General features: G+C 51.4%; 19 protein-coding genes and 1 rRNA gene. 18 read left to right on the top strand and 2 right to left on the bottom strand.

Going from position 1 to position 17,091, the window contains the following annotated elements:
* The 9 genes from JI735_RS04250 to JI735_RS04210 all read left to right on the top strand — a co-directional run bounded on the left by JI735_RS04250 (position 1) and on the right by JI735_RS04210 (position 4,581).
* Positions 1–630: an MBL fold metallo-hydrolase gene (locus tag JI735_RS04250; protein WP_039834328.1), complete on the top strand. Its 630-nt coding sequence runs from the start codon at positions 1–3 to the stop codon at positions 628–630.
* Between the two features lie 188 nt (positions 631–818).
* Positions 819–995, top strand: coding sequence for a hypothetical protein (locus JI735_RS04245; RefSeq protein WP_157771313.1), 177 nt, complete (start codon positions 819–821; stop codon positions 993–995).
* 58 nt (positions 996–1,053) lie between these two features.
* Entirely contained in the window at positions 1,054–1,587 is a 534-nt protein-coding gene (gene sigY / locus JI735_RS04240; protein ID WP_083886547.1) for an RNA polymerase sigma factor SigY, read from the top strand.
* Positions 1,574–1,903, top strand: a complete 330-nt coding sequence (locus JI735_RS04235; protein ID WP_157771314.1) for a YxlC family protein — start codon at positions 1,574–1,576, stop codon at positions 1,901–1,903. Before sigY ends, JI735_RS04235 begins: the two co-directional genes overlap by 14 nt.
* Positions 1,900–2,121 carry a hypothetical protein gene (locus JI735_RS04230; RefSeq protein ID WP_051051657.1) on the top strand — a complete coding sequence of 74 codons (222 nt, stop codon included), beginning with the start codon at positions 1,900–1,902 and terminating at the stop codon, positions 2,119–2,121. Before JI735_RS04235 ends, JI735_RS04230 begins: the two co-directional genes overlap by 4 nt.
* Positions 2,122–2,170: 49 nt before the next feature.
* Positions 2,171–2,362: a PLD nuclease N-terminal domain-containing protein gene (locus JI735_RS04225; protein WP_039834334.1), complete on the top strand. Its 192-nt coding sequence runs from the start codon at positions 2,171–2,173 to the stop codon at positions 2,360–2,362.
* Positions 2,362–3,273 (top strand): ABC transporter ATP-binding protein, encoded by a 912-nt coding sequence (locus tag JI735_RS04220; RefSeq protein WP_039834335.1) that lies wholly within the window; start codon positions 2,362–2,364, stop codon positions 3,271–3,273. Before JI735_RS04225 ends, JI735_RS04220 begins: the two co-directional genes overlap by 1 nt.
* Positions 3,270–4,040 carry an ABC transporter permease subunit gene (locus JI735_RS04215; protein ID WP_039834336.1) on the top strand — a complete coding sequence of 257 codons (771 nt, stop codon included), beginning with the start codon at positions 3,270–3,272 and terminating at the stop codon, positions 4,038–4,040. Before JI735_RS04220 ends, JI735_RS04215 begins: the two co-directional genes overlap by 4 nt.
* 157 nt (positions 4,041–4,197) lie before the next feature.
* On the top strand, positions 4,198–4,581 hold the full coding sequence (locus tag JI735_RS04210) for a hypothetical protein (protein ID WP_039834337.1): 384 nt from the start codon (positions 4,198–4,200) through the stop codon (positions 4,579–4,581).
* Positions 4,582–4,637: 56 nt separating this feature from the next.
* Here JI735_RS04210 and JI735_RS04205 read toward each other — a convergent pair whose 3' ends face one another.
* Positions 4,638–4,931, bottom strand: a complete 294-nt coding sequence (locus JI735_RS04205) for a hypothetical protein (protein ID WP_039834338.1) — start codon at positions 4,929–4,931, stop codon at positions 4,638–4,640.
* A 170-nt stretch (positions 4,932–5,101) separates the two neighbouring features.
* Here JI735_RS04205 and gatC point away from each other — a divergent pair, with 170 nt between their 5' ends.
* From gatC to JI735_RS04170, 7 genes are all read left to right on the top strand, one after another.
* Positions 5,102–5,389: an Asp-tRNA(Asn)/Glu-tRNA(Gln) amidotransferase subunit GatC gene (gatC, locus tag JI735_RS04200; protein ID WP_020426267.1), complete on the top strand. Its 288-nt coding sequence runs from the start codon at positions 5,102–5,104 to the stop codon at positions 5,387–5,389.
* Positions 5,390–5,411: 22 nt separating this feature from the next.
* Positions 5,412–6,869 carry an Asp-tRNA(Asn)/Glu-tRNA(Gln) amidotransferase subunit GatA gene (gene gatA, locus JI735_RS04195; RefSeq protein WP_039834339.1) on the top strand — a complete coding sequence of 486 codons (1,458 nt, stop codon included), beginning with the start codon at positions 5,412–5,414 and terminating at the stop codon, positions 6,867–6,869.
* Between the two features lie 100 nt (positions 6,870–6,969).
* Positions 6,970–8,403 (top strand): Asp-tRNA(Asn)/Glu-tRNA(Gln) amidotransferase subunit GatB, encoded by a 1,434-nt coding sequence (gene gatB, locus JI735_RS04190; protein ID WP_202677097.1) that lies wholly within the window; start codon positions 6,970–6,972, stop codon positions 8,401–8,403.
* Between the two features lie 97 nt (positions 8,404–8,500).
* The gene (locus tag JI735_RS04185) at positions 8,501–8,971 is read left to right on the top strand and encodes a GNAT family N-acetyltransferase (protein WP_039834341.1); all 471 of its coding nucleotides are present in this window, start codon (positions 8,501–8,503) and stop codon (positions 8,969–8,971) included.
* A gap of 41 nt (positions 8,972–9,012) precedes the next feature.
* Positions 9,013–10,938 (top strand): DUF4097 family beta strand repeat-containing protein, encoded by a 1,926-nt coding sequence (locus tag JI735_RS04180; protein WP_233476241.1) that lies wholly within the window; start codon positions 9,013–9,015, stop codon positions 10,936–10,938.
* A 125-nt stretch (positions 10,939–11,063) separates the two neighbouring features.
* On the top strand, positions 11,064–11,495 hold the full coding sequence (locus JI735_RS04175; RefSeq protein ID WP_020426262.1) for a Fur family transcriptional regulator: 432 nt from the start codon (positions 11,064–11,066) through the stop codon (positions 11,493–11,495).
* A 208-nt stretch (positions 11,496–11,703) separates the two neighbouring features.
* Positions 11,704–13,425 carry a glycosyl hydrolase family 18 protein gene (locus JI735_RS04170; protein WP_039834342.1) on the top strand — a complete coding sequence of 574 codons (1,722 nt, stop codon included), beginning with the start codon at positions 11,704–11,706 and terminating at the stop codon, positions 13,423–13,425.
* Between the two features lie 90 nt (positions 13,426–13,515).
* Here the strand turns inward: JI735_RS04170 and JI735_RS04165 are convergent, their stop codons facing one another.
* On the bottom strand, positions 13,516–13,881 hold the full coding sequence (locus JI735_RS04165) for a DUF2614 family zinc ribbon-containing protein (RefSeq protein WP_025704528.1): 366 nt from the start codon (positions 13,879–13,881) through the stop codon (positions 13,516–13,518).
* 128 nt (positions 13,882–14,009) lie between these two features.
* Here JI735_RS04165 and JI735_RS04160 point away from each other — a divergent pair, with 128 nt between their 5' ends.
* Both JI735_RS04160 and JI735_RS04155 read left to right on the top strand, forming a co-directional pair.
* A complete protein-coding gene (locus tag JI735_RS04160) occupies positions 14,010–14,885 on the top strand; it encodes a nucleotidyltransferase-like protein (protein WP_039834343.1) in 876 nt (291 codons plus the stop codon).
* 441 nt (positions 14,886–15,326) lie between these two features.
* Positions 15,327–16,877, top strand: a 16S ribosomal RNA gene (locus JI735_RS04155).
* The last annotated feature ends 214 nt before the right edge of the window (positions 16,878–17,091 follow it).

The raw sequence follows: 17,091 nt of genomic DNA, 5'->3' as shown, positions 1-17,091 counted from the left end.
ATGCTTAATATTCGTTCCTATAACCTGGGCCCCCTCCAGACGAATGCGTATCTGCTTACCGGGGCGGATCCCGGACGCGGTGTCATCATCGATCCCGGTGCGAATCCCGCGGCTCTTCTGCGCGCTGCCCAGGAAATGGAGATTGAGGCTGTTCTGCTGACCCATGCCCACTTCGATCATATTGCCGGGCTTGACGAGATCCGCCGGGCCAAGAAATGTCCGGTGTACTTACACACGCTAGAGAGCGAATGGCTCGGCAGCCCCAAGCTGAATGGCTCGCTGATGTGGCCCGATGTTACGCCGCCCATCAGCACAGAACCTGCAGAGTATGATTTGGCAGATGGCCAGGTGCTTAATCTGGTGGGGCTCACCTTCCGTGTGATGCATACGCCGGGGCATTCTCCTGGCAGCGTCAGCTTCCTTTGCGGCAGTGATCTCTTTTCTGGTGATGTGCTCTTTAAACTGGGGGTCGGACGTACCGATTTGACTGGAGGCCGGGAACGGGACCTTATCGATTCCATCCGGAACAAATTGTACCGCCTGGATGAGGAAGTCAGAGTATTTCCCGGCCATGGGCCGCGGACAACGATCGGTTTTGAGCGGCAATGTAATCCTTACGTTCCCATGTAATGATCCGCTTCTGCCGGAATCGACATTTTAGAACAAAAAACTGATGGACAAGTGAATACAAAGTTGATAGAATAATGTTAATTAAATGTAACATTTAACCTCGCGAAGCACGCAGACTGTGGAATAATCCCGGTTTGCGTTCTTTTTTTGTCTGTTTTTCGGGGTAAGGGGTTTAGGGGGCGGAATGGATGAAAGATACTGAAGAGGAAGTGCATGAAGAAGAGGCGCATAAAGCGCCGGCTTCTGTTACGGGCGGGCAGGATAAGAAGGAATGTCTCTTCTGGAGCTTCCCGCACGGCAAAGGGGCGATTCAGCCCTGGCGGCGCAGATTATGGGAGCTGCAAAATAATTCAGACCGCGAATGAACGATTAACCATACATAGCCGTATTACAAATGAATGAAAGCTACAGATGGAGGAGCAGATGAGCGACGGGACGCACGAACGGATCATCAGAGCGCAGCAAGGCGATGCTTCCGCGCTGGCTGTACTGCTGCAGGAACATTATGCCTTTCTCTACAAATACCTGGTCAAGGCTACCATGAATCCTTTGCTCGCAGAGGAACTTGCCCAGGATACCATGGTCAGGTGCATGGAGAAGATCGGAACCTATAACGGAGCTTCGTCTTTTTCCTCGTGGCTGATTACCATTGCTACCCGGCTGTATATTGACAGGAAGCGCCGATGGAAGCTTGAAATGAAGTGGAAACGTCAGGAAGAGGGGGTACGGTCCATCCGCTGGCGTTTTGAGAGCCGGAATCTGGAGTGGAGCGAAGTGCTTGATGCGCTCTCACGGCTGAGTTCTGTCCAGCGAATGGCGGTGCTGCTTAAGCACTATTACGGTTACGGGTATGAAGAGATTGCGGATATTCTGCAGATTCCTTCGGGCACTGCCAAATCGCGGGTGGCGGCAGGACTGAATCAACTGCGAAAGGAGCTGAGTGATGATGAACACTGAGAAGGATGATGAGTTGCTGCGGATGCTGTCAGGAGATCTTGAGCGTCTGGATGCGCAGTATGATGACATTTCGCCGCCATCTTTGCCGGGACTTGAGCGGCTTATTGCCGAGGAAGCCCTCCGCAGGCAGCTTCAGAGCCGCAGAGAGCTCCAGAGGTTTTTGCTTGTCGCGCTATTCATGGTGAGCATTGTCATGTTTGGCTTGGGATTTGCGCCAGTGACCTACTGGATACTGCAGGCGGCTGTTCCAATCGCTGCGCTCGGTTGCCTGGCAGTGGTCCGGCTTAGACTGCGGCGGGAGGATGCGGAAGAGTGAAAGAGCTTCAGGACGTGCCTTATTGGTTGTGGGGTTGTCTGGCTGCAGCGCTGCTGCTGCAAGGAACATTGATATTTCGTAATGCCCAGAAGCGCGGCCGGGGCAGAATGGCTTGGTTTTGGGGGATATGGGGGTTGACCGGAATTCCTACACCCCTCATTTGTTATCTGTTATTCGTGGTCCTTCCTGACCGGAAGAGAGCGGACAGAAAGCTTTGATCAACCGGAGCATAACTCCGGTGAAGAATTTAAAAGGCGGGTGGCAGTCATGGATGAAATCAAATGGGGACTGATTTGGCCGCTGCTGGCATTACAGGTCCTGCTGGCCGTTATCGGCCTAGTTTCTCTGGGTAAGGCTGAGCAGACCCGGGGGCCTAAGTGGTTATGGGTTATTATCTTGATTTTTGGCAATCTTCTGGGCAGCGTCGCTTATTTTACAGTAGGAAGGAAAGATAACTGATGCCGCTGCTGACAGTTGCAAACTTACGCAAGGTTTATGGCGGGCATACACCGGTGGATGGGATCTCCTTTGATATTGAAGCAGGAAAGTGTGTGGCCTTGCTGGGGCCCAATGGTGCGGGAAAGACGACTACCCTGCGCATGCTTGCGGGGTTGCTTAAGCCTACCTCGGGACAGATTTCCTTTGAAGGAGGTCCCGTTGGGGATTACCGCAAGCGGATTGGCTATTTGCCGCAATCTCCGGCATTTTATAACTGGATGAGCGGACAGGAATACGTTGTTTTTGCTGCGAAGCTGTGCGGCGTATCCTCGAAAGAAGCAGCAGGACTTGCAGCGGATGTTCTGGAGCATGTGGGCCTGAGAGATGCGGCGAGGCGTAAGATCGGCGGATATTCCGGCGGGATGAAGCAGCGGCTTGGACTGGCCCAGGCTCTGATTCACCGTCCCCGGCTGCTGCTCCTGGATGAGCCGGTGTCCGCACTTGATCCCATCGGACGCCGGGAAGTCATGGAACTGCTGCGGGGAATCCGGGAGGATACCACCGTTATTTTCTCTACGCATGTTCTGCATGACGCCGAAGAAATATGTGATGATATTATTCTGATGAATCATGGTTTAATAGCAGAGCATGGGGCGTTGTCACGCCTTCGCTCACAGTATAGCATTCCGGTCATACGGTTAACTACAGAGAGAGAAGAGAAGGCGCAGCGCTGGCTTGAGGATCTTGCACACAGATCATTTGTTGAGCAGTCAGCCGTCTCTTCCGGGTCCGCTACCCTAAATGTGAAGAATGTGGAGCTTGCCCGGCAGATCATCCTTCAGGAAGCCGGAAACCTTGATATCCCATTGCTGCAATTCGAAGCCGGCTCTTCCACTTTGGAGGATTTGTTTATGAAGGTGGTGGGGGCATGAGGAATATTTGGACGCTCTATCACAAAGAAATGCTGGAATCCCTGCGCAGCTATAAGCTGATCTGGGTTCCAGTGGTATTTATCATTCTCGGTATTATGCAGCCGCTCACGACTTATTACATGCCCGAAATTCTCAAAGCTTCGGGAAATGTCCCTCCAGGCATGCTGGAGGGGTATGAGATGCCCGGTTCTGCTGTGGTAATGGCCCAGGCACTTGGACAATATGGCACCATCGGCATGCTGATACTTGTGCTGGGTGTAATGAACAGCCTGGCTGGTGAGCGGAGCAGCGGAACTATAGAGATGCTGTTGGCCAAACCGGTGGCCCCGGCGGCTATTGTTTCAGCCAAATGGGCTGCGCAGCTGACCGTTCTTGTTATGGCCCTCGGGCTTGGCGCGGCAGGGGCGGCCTACTATACAGAGCAGCTAATGGGCCCGGTTTCCTGGAGCAATCTGGCTGCTGCGGCCGGACTGTATGGGCTGTGGCTGCTATGCGCAGTCTCGCTGACGCTCCTGTTCAGCGCATGGCTGCGCGGACCTGCCGCTGCTTTTCTGGGACTGCTGGCTGCAGCAGCAATGTCGCTGGCCCATAGCCTCTTGCCTTCGCTGCTAGACTGGATGCCCGCGGCGCTTACCGCTATTTCTGCCGAAATGATGACAGAAGGGGACGGAATGGCATGGGGCCCGATCTTTTCTGCCGTAGTACTGATTGTTATATGTGTTGCCTCCGCTTCACTCTTCATTCACAGGAAGCAATTACCGGAATAATGAGATATGCGAATTTTGAAGATTTTCAACGTTTTTCAGAATATTTTCTGTTAAATGTCAGGTAAACCAACTGCTGGTGCTGGACAGCTCTATCTTTTTTTAGTAGACTGTGGGAACAAGCAAGACTATGATAGATTCCAGGTCAGGAGGTAGGGCGATGCTGCGTTTAGGTGAGAGGATTGTTATTGTCGCGGACGCATTTGAGCAGGGTCTTCCTATCGGAGACTATGGCTACCTAATTGCTTATGACCGTAATCCTGACAATGCGTTTGATTACGTCATCCGTGTTCCGCAGGCGAACAGAAATTTCTATGTTACAGCCGAGGATGTTGAAACGGAAGAGCAGTTGCTGGCAGCTCAGGCTGAGAGTGCAACGCACGAAGCGTTGATTGATTATGCTTTGTCCACGCACAACGAGAAGCTGTTTCATCACTTGATGAATGGCGGCGATGTGGAAGCAGTGGAGATGGAGACAACCACTAAGGAAAGCCTGTCCCAGGCGGATTTCATCAAACAGGTGAATCTTCGCGCTTGGATTTAAGGAAAGCCGGCGCAAGCCGGCTTTTTTTGTATTGCGTAAATTATGATTCTCTTCTGCTACAGACAAGGTGTGGTGGGGCTAAGAATCACTTGCTTTGATTCGCTTAAAAGACCAGCTTTGCACCAAAACAACAGCAAAAATGCTGTTGTTGAAGCGCCGAAGGGCAGTTTGCCCGGAAACAACAGCAGAAATGCCGTTGTTGAAGCGCCGGAGGCAGGTTTGCCCGGAAACAACAGCAAAAATGCTGTTGTTGAAGCGCCGAAGGGCAGTTTGCCCGGAAACAACAGCAGAAATACCGTTGTTGAAGCGCCGCAGGGCAATTTGCCTTGTCCATCCTTATAAGTTTCCATAATTCCCCTGTTTAACCCGAATACTGGACAGTGTCCGGCCCCACTTTGTGGGGCTTTTCAGATTGAAGTGGCCGTGAAACCACATGCGCATTGAATTGTAGAGGCTTCTACAATATAATTAAACACGTTATCCGGGCGCTTTAGCCCTTTAAACAGGAGGGATATTCCGAATGAGCATTACAGTCCATGATGTGCAGCATGTGGCCAAGCTGGCCCGCCTGCATTTAAGCCCGGAAGAAGAGGCGAAACTAACTGAACAGATGAATGCTATTTTACAATATGCAGAGAAACTGAATGAACTCGACACCGAGAACGTCAAGCCGACAACCCATGTGCTGCAGGTCAGCAATGTCATGCGCGATGATGTGGTCAAGGAGAGCTTGTCTCAAGAAGAAGCTCTGCTTAACGCACCAGAAGATGAGGACGGGCATTTCAAGGTTCCCGCGGTTCTGGAATAACTATAGCGAAGGAGGAAGAATGTTGAGCCTGTTTCAATATCGATTGCCTGAATTACATAACATGCTGCGGAGTAAAGAGATTTCAGTCGGCGAACTGACGGAGGAATCTCTGGCTGCCATTGCAGAGCGCGATGGTAAGGTGCATGCATTTTTGACTTTAAATGAAGAGGGGGCCCGTGCTTCTGCGCGCGCGCTGGACGATAAACTGGCCTCCGGAGCAGCCCGCGGACTGCTCTTTGGTCTTCCGGCCGGAATTAAGGATAATATTGTTACCAAAGGATTGCGCACTACCTGCGCCAGTCAATTCCTCTCCAATTTCCAGCCTATATACGATGCGACTGTCGTCACCAAGCTGCGTCAGGCGGATGCCGTTACGGTCGGCAAGCTGAATATGGACGAGTTCGCCATGGGCGGCTCCAATGAGAATTCATCGTTCGGCCCCGTCCGCAACCCTTGGGATGTGGAGCGTGTTCCCGGCGGTTCCAGCGGCGGATCTGCAGCGGCAGTGGCTGCCGGAGAAGTATTGTTTACGCTCGGTTCTGACACCGGCGGTTCTATCCGCCAGCCTGCGTCCTATTGCGGAGTAGTAGGCCTTAAGCCGACCTATGGACTGGTTTCCCGTTATGGACTTGTCGCGTTTGCTTCATCCCTGGATCAGATCGGCCCGATTACACGGAATGTCGAGGATTCTGCCTATGTGCTGCAGGCCATTGCAGGCTACGATGCCCAGGATTCGACTTCAGCAAACGTGGATATTCCGGATTATCTCAGTGCCCTCACAGGTGATATCTCCGGCCTGCGGATTGCAGTGCCGAAGGAATACATCGGCGAAGGTGTGGATGCTTCTGTCCGCGACACCGTGCTGTCCGCACTGAAAGTTCTCGAAAGCCTTGGTGCGGTCTGGGAAGAGGTTTCTTTGCCGCATACCGAATATGCAGTAGCAACCTATTATTTGCTTTCTTCTTCGGAAGCTTCCTCCAACCTGGCCCGCTTTGACGGTGTCCGCTACGGGGTAAGAGCCGATGATGGCGGAGGTTTGCTTGATCTGTACCATAACTCCCGCAGCCAGGGCTTTGGAGCCGAGGTTAAGCGGCGGATTATGCTGGGTACTTACGCACTGAGCTCCGGCTATTATGACGCTTATTATTTGAAAGCGCAGAAGGTGCGGACTTTGATTAAGCAGGACTTTGACGAAGTATTCCAGAAGTATGATGTGGTCATCGGACCTACTGCACCTACTACAGCCTTCAAGCTCGGATCACAGATCGAAGATCCTTTGACTATGTATTTGAATGATATTTTGACGATTCCTGTCAGCCTCGCCGGCATTCCTGCGGTCAGCATTCCCTGCGGCTTTGCCGAAGGGCTGCCTGTAGGTCTGCAAATTATCGGCAAAGAATTTGATGAGAGCACTGTTCTGCGCGTTGCGCATGCCTTTGAACAGCATACGGATCATCACAAGCAGCTCCCGCAGCTGTAATTGCAGCTGTCCGGGACGTTCGGGCTTCGGAACAGGTTTTCACGAAGATACTCAAGCAGGAGTATAGGCTCACAAAACTTTTAAGGGAATGAGAATAGATATGGCTAAATACGAAACGGTCATCGGACTGGAAGTTCATGTGGAGCTTCATACCAAGTCCAAAATCTTCTGCGGCTGCTCCACGGAATTCGGTGCTCCGCCCAATACACATACCTGTCCTGTCTGTCTGGGGCATCCAGGCGTCTTGCCGGTATTGAACCGGCAGGCCGTTGAATATGCCATGAAAGCGGCGATGGCACTGAACTGCACGATTGGCGACGTCAGCAAATTCGACCGCAAAAATTACTTTTATCCCGATTCGCCGAAGGCCTACCAGATTTCCCAATACGATCAGCCTATCGGTCTGAACGGCTGGATCGATATTGAGGTGGACGGACAAACCAAGCGGATCGGCATCACCCGCCTGCACCTGGAGGAAGACGCCGGCAAACTGACCCATGTGGACGGCGGCTTTGCTTCACTGGTCGACTTCAACCGTGTGGGCACACCGCTGATTGAAATCGTCTCCGAACCTGATTTGCGGTCTCCGGAGGAAGCGCGCGCCTATCTGGAGAAGATCCGCGCCATTATGCAGTATTGCGACGTATCCGATGTGAAGATGGAAGAGGGCTCAATGCGCTGTGATGCCAACATCAGCCTGCGGCCGGAAGGCCAGGCCGAATTCGGCATCCGGGCGGAGCTTAAGAACATGAACTCCTTCCGCGGGGTACTGCGCGGACTGGAATACGAGCAATTCCGGCAAGGTGAGATTCTGGACGACGGCGGTGTTGTCGTTCAGGAGACCCGCCGCTGGGACGAAGCCCAGGGCAAAACGCTGTCCATGCGCGGCAAGGAAGAAGCGCATGACTACCGCTACTTCCCGGACCCTGACCTGATTGTGCTGCATATTGATGATGCCTGGAAGGAGTCCATCCGGGCAAGCATTCCGGAGCTGCCGGATGCGCGGAAGAGCCGTTACAGCACGGAATATGGACTTACTGCCTACGATGCCGGTGTGCTGACCTCCTCCAAGCCGCTCGCGGATTTCTTCGAGGGCAGTCTGGCTTATACGAAGGATGCCAAAGCCGTTGCCAACTGGATGATGGGTGATTTGCTGGGGTATCTGAACAGTGGGGGGCTGGAACTGTCCCAGGTGAAGATTACTCCGCAAGGATTGGGAGAAATGATTGGCCTGATTGCAGGCGGAACCATCAGCAGCAAAATCGCCAAAACCGTCTTCAAGGAGATGCTGGAGAGCGGCAAGCTTCCGGCGGCAATCGTTGAAGAAAAAGGCCTCGTGCAAATCAGCGATGAGGGGGCGATCAAGCAGATCGTTGAAGCGGTTGTGGCTGCCAATCCACAGTCTGTTGAGGATTATAAGGCAGGCAAGCAAAAGGCGATTGGCTTCCTCGTGGGACAGGTTATGAAGGAGAGCAAAGGCAAAGCCAATCCGGGACTGGTCAACACGCTGCTCGCAGAACTGCTGAACAGCTAGACCTTACCTGCTTTTTGGTTAATATACAGTAGAACATAAGCGGTAGGGCTTGTCGGTTAACGGCAGGCCTTTCGCGGCATATAAGGGGAATGTGCGGATGAGCATAATAATCAGGCTGGATTTGAAAAATGGGGATATCCTAAGCGAGCTTTGGAGCCTTCAGCATAAGGCCTACAGGCTGGAGGCTGAGAGGATAGGCTTTCATGAAATCCCGCCGCTGCTGGAGACCAGAGACATGCTGAGCCGCTCAGAAGAGTGTTTCTATGGCGGCTTCGACGACAGCGGTGAGTTAATGGGTGCTGTTGCCGTCCAGGAGGAATCACCCGGCCAGCTTACGGTGACCCGAATGATGGTTAATCCGGATTATTTCCGCCAGGGAGTGGCAGGAAGGCTTTTGGAATATATTTTCGAGCAATATCCGGGTATGGACCAGTTCATCGTTTCTACAGGGAAGCTTAATGAGCCGGCTGTTGCACTGTATACCAAACATGGATTTATCCCTGCCGGACTTGAAGAAGTTGCTCCCGGTGTCGAATTGATTGGATTTCACCGGAGCGGCCGGCTTTGAATATTAAGAATGAACGTTATGACGACAGGAGGAGTCCCGAAATGAGTCCCGAGCCTAATGATTCTGCCATGCTTCCTGTGCAGGAGGAAGGAGAGTATGGCCCTGCTGTGCAAGCAGGAGAAGCTGATCAGCAACAAAAGCTGCCTTTCATTCCTCCGCGCCTGAAGCGGCGTCCCCGCCGCAAACGCAAATTCATTGCCGGACTGCTGGCAGCGCTCATTCCGGGCACGGGGCATATCTACTTCGGGCTGCTTCGCAAAGGAATCTCTTTTATTTTTATCATTCTGCTTGATATTGCTGCACTGCTCTACTTCTCGTCGATTGGCATGCAGATTAATGTGCCGCTGCTCATTTTGCTGGCGCTGATGATTCCGGTGCTATATTTCTACAATGTGTTCGATGTGCTGCAGTCTGCCGACCGGCTTCTGCGTCTGCCTGGAGAGCAGGACCCTGAGCTCCCGCCTGTTCCGAAACCGCATGGACAACGGCGCCGTCTGGTCAGTGAACCGGGGATTTCCTTTGGGCTTATGCTGCTTCTCGGTGGCGCGCTGCTATTTCTTTTCCAGCAAAAGCCGGTCTGGCTGCAATATTTCATCGAGCATTATGCCGGTGTGACGGTTGCGGCGGTATTGGCGGCTTGTGGAGTATGGCTTGCAGTCCGCGAGATCATAAAAATGCTCTCCTGGCAGAACGGCAACGAACGGCGCAGCCGCCGGGTTGGCAGATACACAGCTTCTGCGCTGCTCATAGCCGTCGGGGTTCTCTTGTTTCTGGACTGGAGAAACGGAACCGACCATATGCTGATCTTATTGAAATGGTGGCCGATTATAGCTGTGCTCTGGGGATTGGAGTATCTGCTTATATACTTCTTCTCGCGGCACTTGAGCCAGGGGAGAGCCCGATCCCGTTCACGTATGGATTTGCGGGGGCTGCTGTCTGCAGTCGTGCTCGCGGCCAGTGTGTTTATTGTTTCGGAACAGGAACATTATCTCCATCTGTGGAATAGGGTCAGTCTTAATCTGACCGCAGCGGCTGTGGATTATGGCGAAGCCAAGGGAAGCAAGTTCCAGAAGGCTCCGATCATTATTCCGGTTGAGCTGGGGACCTCCAAAATTACTGTAGACGGCATCAACGGTGATATTCTGATTCACCGCGCACCTGTCGAGGATATTGAAGTTGCAACAACCGTATGGATAGATCAGTTGGAGGGTGCTGTCGCGGAGGCGATCTCGGAGCAGTCCTTTGTAGATGTAACTGAAGGGAATACGATCAAAATCATCCCCAAAAGCAAAGCCTATGGAGACTCCGGCAAACGCCAGCCGCGGATGGATCTTGAGATTTCATTGCCTGAAGACCGCCGTTTTAATCTGGAGGTGCGGACGATGAATGGAGGCATTACCTTGCAGAATGTGGAGGCCATAGAGGATATTAATTTGGAGACCGGAAATGGGGAATTGATCCTCCACCGTATTTTCGGCAATGTCAAAGGGAAAACACTGAACGGGGCTGTGCGTGCCAGAACAGTTCAGGGCGATGTGGATTTGGCGACAAGCGGCGGGGATATGGCGGCCTGGGATGTAACGGGGGCGCTTAAGCTTTCTACCGCTGTTGGCAATATTTCGGCTGCAGGGAGCGGAGATCAGATGGAGCTGTCCAGCAAGAACGGCAACCTGGAGATTAACGGAGCCAGATCGAAACTGCAGGCTGAATCCCTCAACGGCAAAATCCGTGTTCAATCTGCCGACTTCGGAGGCAACTGGGATATCTACAGCGCGGTAGGTGATATTGACCTGTACCTGCCCGTATCCGGAAATTATACCGTGGACGGCTCCAGCGGTTATGGCGATATCGTTTCTGATATTCCAGAGCTGACCATCGACAAAAAAAATATTTCCGGCGAAGTAGGCACCGGCGAATTTAAGCTGCATGTGGAAGGTAACAGCAACCTAAATGTGAGGAAATATTGAATTAAGTAATTTATATTATATAATAATCAATATAATGTAATGACTTCGTTGACAACATCGAAAGCCCGGTCTTACAATTACATTATAGTTATTATTATGTTTTTTATTAAAAGGCGGTGGCATTGATGGGTAGTGGCGTACAGCATGCATTGGAACAACTGAAGACAACCGGTGTCCGTATTACGCCCCAGCGTCATGCGATTCTATCGTATTTGATGGAAGCGATGAATCACCCTACGGCAGATGATATTTACCGTGCGCTTGAGCCGCAGTTTCCAAGCATGAGTGTGGCAACAGTGTACAACAACCTCAAGATGTTCATGGAAGCGGGGATGGTCCGTGAGCTGACCTACGGCGACAATTCCAGCCGTTTTGATGCAAATGTATCTGATCATTATCATGTTATCTGCCAGGAATGCGGCCGGATTGAGGATTTCAGCTATTCATCGCTCCATGAGGTGGAACAGCGTGCCGAGCAGGCGACAGGGTTCAAAATTCATGGTTTGCGGATGGAGCTGTACGGAATCTGCAAATGCTGCACAGAGAAGACACAATAAGTTTCTGAATAGTGAGAGTCATTTTAAACGTGCGGAATCCGGCAACGGAGACCTCACGTTTTTTGGATTTTTTATGATTTTTTTATGACACCCTATCAAATAAGCCCAACTCTTCCAGCAGATTTGCGCAACCAGAGGGCTAGAGATAGCGTATACTTAAGAATGATTCCCCCGCAGTATAATTCTATTAGTGATCTGGAGGTACGTTTTGAATAGAAGACAGAGACAGAGACGCGTCAAGAAACGCGGAGGTCTTTTTCGCCGTTTACTGGGACTTGTCATTATAGCTGCTGCAGCCTACTGGGTTGTTTTTTATGTATTGCCGAACCGTCTGCATACCGATCCTGATTGGAAAGGGTTAGAACAGCCTGTTTTTGTCAAAGGAGAGCTGACGGGCTATTCCGCTTCAGGTACCGGGGACGCGCTGCTTTTACCGCTTCCGCTGCTCCAGAAATATGTAGACTCATCCATCCGTTATGAAGAAGATACCAAGTCTGTAATCTTATCGACAGACAATGAGCTTTTATATATGCAAGAAGATACTACAACCGCCAGTCTGAACAATAAACCGCTCCAGCTCCGGCTGGCGCCTGAAGAAAAAAACGGGATGACCTACCTGCCCGCAGACACGCTTGAAAATCTGTACGGCTTTGAGGTGGAAGAAGATAAGGACACCGGAGCCGTTCTGCTGATGACCGCTGGAGAAAAGGTCCCGCTTGGCAAAGTCAAGGGCGAGGAAGGCGGCAAAACCCAACCTCTGCGCAGTGAAGCGACCATCCATGCACCTATTGTGGCCGATATGTCTCCCGGAACGGTGGTAAGGATTTGGAACTCGGACAATGAGGACTGGCTGTACGTACAGATGGACAGCGGCTTCACAGGCTATGTCAAAGCAAAAGATATCATCCAAGACGGAGAAAAGGCAGTCGATGTGAAGCCGGCCGCTCCCTCGCGCGCAGAGCGCAGCTGGAAGGGCAAGCCTGTGAATCTTTACTGGGAAGCGGTATATGAACGTAAGCCTAACCCCGCTAATTTTGGCGCTCTCCCCGGGGTTAACGTGGTCAGCCCTACCTGGTTTGAGATCGTCGATATAAAAGGTAACGTCCGCAGCAAGGCTGACAGTGCCTACGTACAGTGGGCCCATCAGCAAGGAATGGAGGTATGGGGGCTGCTGACCAACAGCTTCGATGCCGACCTTACCACCCAGGCGTTGTCAAGCTATGAGAAGCGGATGAATGCCATCGTGCAGATGCTTGAATATGCTGATCTTTACGGTCTTGATGGGATTAATATCGATTTTGAAAATGTCTACACCAAGGACGGAGAGAATGTTACGCAGTTCATGCGGGAACTGAAGCCGATGGCCCAGGCCAAAAACCTCATTGTCTCGATGGACGTGACTCCAAAATCGAACAGTGAGATGTGGTCGCTCTTTCTGGACCGCCGGGCACTTGGCGCAGTTACCGATTTTCTGATCGTCATGGCTTACGATGAGCATTGGGCGTCCAGCCCTACCGCAGGTTCTGTTGCTTCGCTGCCATGGGTGGAGAAATCCGTAAGCCGTATCCTCGAAGAGGATGACGTTCCTGCAGAAAAGCTGATACTCGGTATCCCGCTGTATACCCGCATTTGGTCGGAAACCACAAAAGACGGAAAAACCAAAGTCAGCTCCAAAGCCGTCAGCATGAATGCCGTTCAGGAAATACTGGCTGAAAAGAAATTGAAGCCTGTGCTGGATAAGGATTCAGGTCAGAATTATGTAGAGTATACGGAGGACGGTGTCCTTCACAAGATCTGGATAGAAGACAAGGTTTCGTTAAAAGCCAGGGTAGAGCTGGCCAAATCCTTCGGGTTAGGAGGCATTGGCTCCTGGAACCGCAGCTTTGCCGTTCCGGAGGCTTGGGAGACCTTGCAGCAGATTAGCGAATAGACGGTAAATATTGCAGGTACAGCACAGGGGTTCCCTTAAGGGAACCCCTGGTTTTTTATATAACATACTTTAGACAGCAAATGCGATAAGCTAATGTTTCAGTTGTTGTCCTTCAAGCTGCTCCGCAGTGACCGTTGCCTGTGCGGGGTCCATCGTGAGAATGGTATGGCAGAACATACAGCGGTCCGTTTTTCCCAGCATTTTGGTCAGCTTGTGGCATTCCGGACATTCTACCTGCACGGCGCTTGTTGAGAGCATGCCCGCCCAAAAATAGATCGCCAGACTGGCAATCATAGACACCAGGCCGATGACAAGCCCGATTGCAGCAACAACCTTTCCGGCCGAACCCCAGAATACGATGCCCGCCGTTCCCAAGATCATCAGGCCCATTCCCAGCATGGTGAGCAGCAGGCCCCAAGTGCGAAAAGCGTTGATTTTAGCTGATTTAAACTTCATGAGTATTTGCTCCTAACTGAAATATAGTTCGGTTGTCCAGGAGGAACTGCCATGAATATGTAGAATATTAATATTTAAGAGAATTATAACTGACAGACGCAAAATCGCCAAATTTGATGGAGGGAAGTATGGAACTGTCCAATTTGACCCTTTTTAGTGGAGAGACGTTTGACGAGAGTGTACTGGGAGCTGTAGCCCTGCACCAGACCGGCAATGCTCCGTTTCAGAGCGCGCTTCTCCATGATTTTGATATGGTGGTACTGATGCTGCATGAGGAACAGGAGAAGGAACGAATTATTACTCATACCATGGCCGGTGAACGGCGCACACAGTCGGTCCATGTAGGTCTTTCCGCTCTGGAGAGAGCGGTAATGGCAGGGGATAACAATGAACTCCTCACCAGTCTGATTGCGGGTGAAGTCATTTGGGATCCTAAGGGAATCCTCGGTGAAATGCGCAGGGAGATCATCCAGTTTCAGGGGCCGATTAAGGAACGAATACTGTTTATGGAATTCTCCAGATTTCTCCATATGTATGTGAAATCTAAGCGGTATATGGAAGCCGGCTGCACTATGGATGCATACAACTGTGTATTGATCGCTCTGTATCACTGGGCGCGTATAGAAGTAAGCGAGGCAGGCTGTTTTCCTGATCCGGCGGTGTGGGAGCAAATCAAAGGCCTGAATTCATCCGTTCATAAGCTGTATGAGGAGTTGACCGTTAGTACAGAGACATTGGATCAGAGAGTGGAGCTTATTCTGCTGGCTTGTGAATTTTCCATTATGTCCAAGATGTCCGATTGCTGTACCATACTGTTGAATATACTGGGCAGCCGCAAGGAACCCTGGAGTATAAAAGAACTGCTCCAGCACTCCGGACTTAGCCAGCTTGGCGCTGAACTGCCGCTGGTACTGCGCAAGCTGGTATCCCGTTCACAAATCAGAGAGATTGCTTCTTGGGCAGAGGATGCCGGGGATGGTCATGCTGTACGCTATACCTTATGAATATAAATGATAATAACGAATGGATAAGGAGAGGCGAATATGCTCTCTTTTTTTGTTGGGTTCTTGTTTACATTATAAAATCACTTGAGGGAATATTTATAGTTGACTCTTGTGTTAATGTTGTGTTAAATTATAACTCGTCCCTCTGACGCGGTTAAGATGCTGTAAAGCATGCGGAAGACAACTGAAAAAAAGAAATTAAAAAAAGGTTGACTAAAATGAGGGCGCTGTGATATATTATAAAGGTCGCTGCTGACAAGCAACGATGCAAGAAAATGAGAACTTGATCTTTGAAAACTGAACAACGAGTGAGTGGGATTTCACGCAAGTGAGATCCAAAACAGATGAGTTTCACAGCGTGTTTCACGCTTTAGAAATTTCATCGAGAGAATACAAATTCTCGTCAGATGTTTCAAAATGAGCTATCGCTCTTTTCAATACAAATTGGAGAGTTTGATCCTGGCTCAGGACGAACGCTGGCGGCGTGCCTAATACATGCAAGTCGAGCGGAGTTTATCCTTCGGGGTAAACTTAGCGGCGGACGGGTGAGTAACACGTAGGCAACCTACCCTCTAGACTGGGATAACTACCGGAAACGGTAGCTAATACCGGATAATTCCTTGACCCTCCTGGGTTTGGGATGAAAGGCGGAGCAATCTGCTGCTAGAGGATGGGCCTGCGGCGCATTAGCTAGTTGGTGGGGTAACGGCCTACCAAGGCGACGATGCGTAGCCGACCTGAGAGGGTGAACGGCCACACTGGGACTGAGACACGGCCCAGACTCCTACGGGAGGCAGCAGTAGGGAATCTTCCGCAATGGGCGAAAGCCTGACGGAGCAACGCCGCGTGAGTGATGAAGGTTTTCGGATCGTAAAGCTCTGTTGCCAGGGAAGAACGTCCGGTAGAGTAACTGCTATCGGAGTGACGGTACCTGAGAAGAAAGCCCCGGCTAACTACGTGCCAGCAGCCGCGGTAATACGTAGGGGGCAAGCGTTGTCCGGAATTATTGGGCGTAAAGCGCGCGCAGGCGGCTGCTTAAGTCTGGTGTTTAAACCTTGGGCTCAACCTGGGGTCGCACTGGAAACTGGGCAGCTTGAGTACAGAAGAGGAAAGTGGAATTCCACGTGTAGCGGTGAAATGCGTAGAGATGTGGAGGAACACCAGTGGCGAAGGCGACTTTCTGGGCTGTAACTGACGCTGAGGCGCGAAAGCGTGGGGAGCAAACAGGATTAGATACCCTGGTAGTCCACGCCGTAAACGATGAGTGCTAGGTGTTAGGGGTTTCGATACCCTTGGTGCCGAAGTTAACACAGTAAGCACTCCGCCTGGGGAGTACGGTCGCAAGACTGAAACTCAAAGGAATTGACGGGGACCCGCACAAGCAGTGGAGTATGTGGTTTAATTCGAAGCAACGCGAAGAACCTTACCAGGTCTTGACATCCAACTAACGAAGCAGAGATGCATCAGGTGCCCTTCGGGGAAAGTTGAGACAGGTGGTGCATGGTTGTCGTCAGCTCGTGTCGTGAGATGTTGGGTTAAGTCCCGCAACGAGCGCAACCCTTGACTTTAGTTGCCAGCAGGTAAGGCTGGGCACTCTAGAGTGACTGCCGGTGACAAACCGGAGGAAGGTGGGGATGACGTCAAATCATCATGCCCCTTATGACCTGGGCTACACACGTACTACAATGGCCGGTACAACGGGAAGCGAAGCCGCGAGGTGGAGCCAATCCCAGCAAAGCCGGTCTCAGTTCGGATTGCAGGCTGCAACTCGCCTGCATGAAGTCGGAATTGCTAGTAATCGCGGATCAGCATGCCGCGGTGAATACGTTCCCGGGTCTTGTACACACCGCCCGTCACACCACGAGAGTTTACAACACCCGAAGTCGGTGGGGTAACCCGCAAGGGGGCCAGCCGCCGAAGGTGGGGTAGATGATTGGGGTGAAGTCGTAACAAGGTAGCCGTATCGGAAGGTGCGGCTGGATCACCTCCTTTCTATGGAGAATCGTTCTCTGCAATGAGAACATTCAAATCGGAAGCTTTGCTTCCAAAACTCAGGTTTAGGCCTGTTGCTCACTCGTTGCTCAGTTTTGAGAGTTTAAGCTCTCAAAGGGCATATTGGTTTCCAGAACTTGCTTGTAGCCAAGCCGCTCGGAAACATGATATGATCTTCTTCCGGAGTTCAATCCGGAATCACTTGATCCTTGAA

Source organism: Paenibacillus sonchi, assembly GCF_016772475.1.
Classification (GTDB): domain Bacteria; phylum Bacillota; class Bacilli; order Paenibacillales; family Paenibacillaceae; genus Paenibacillus_AQ; species Paenibacillus_AQ sonchi.
Note: the sequence above shows the minus strand (reverse complement) of the source record. Positions and strands in the feature narration are given on the sequence as shown.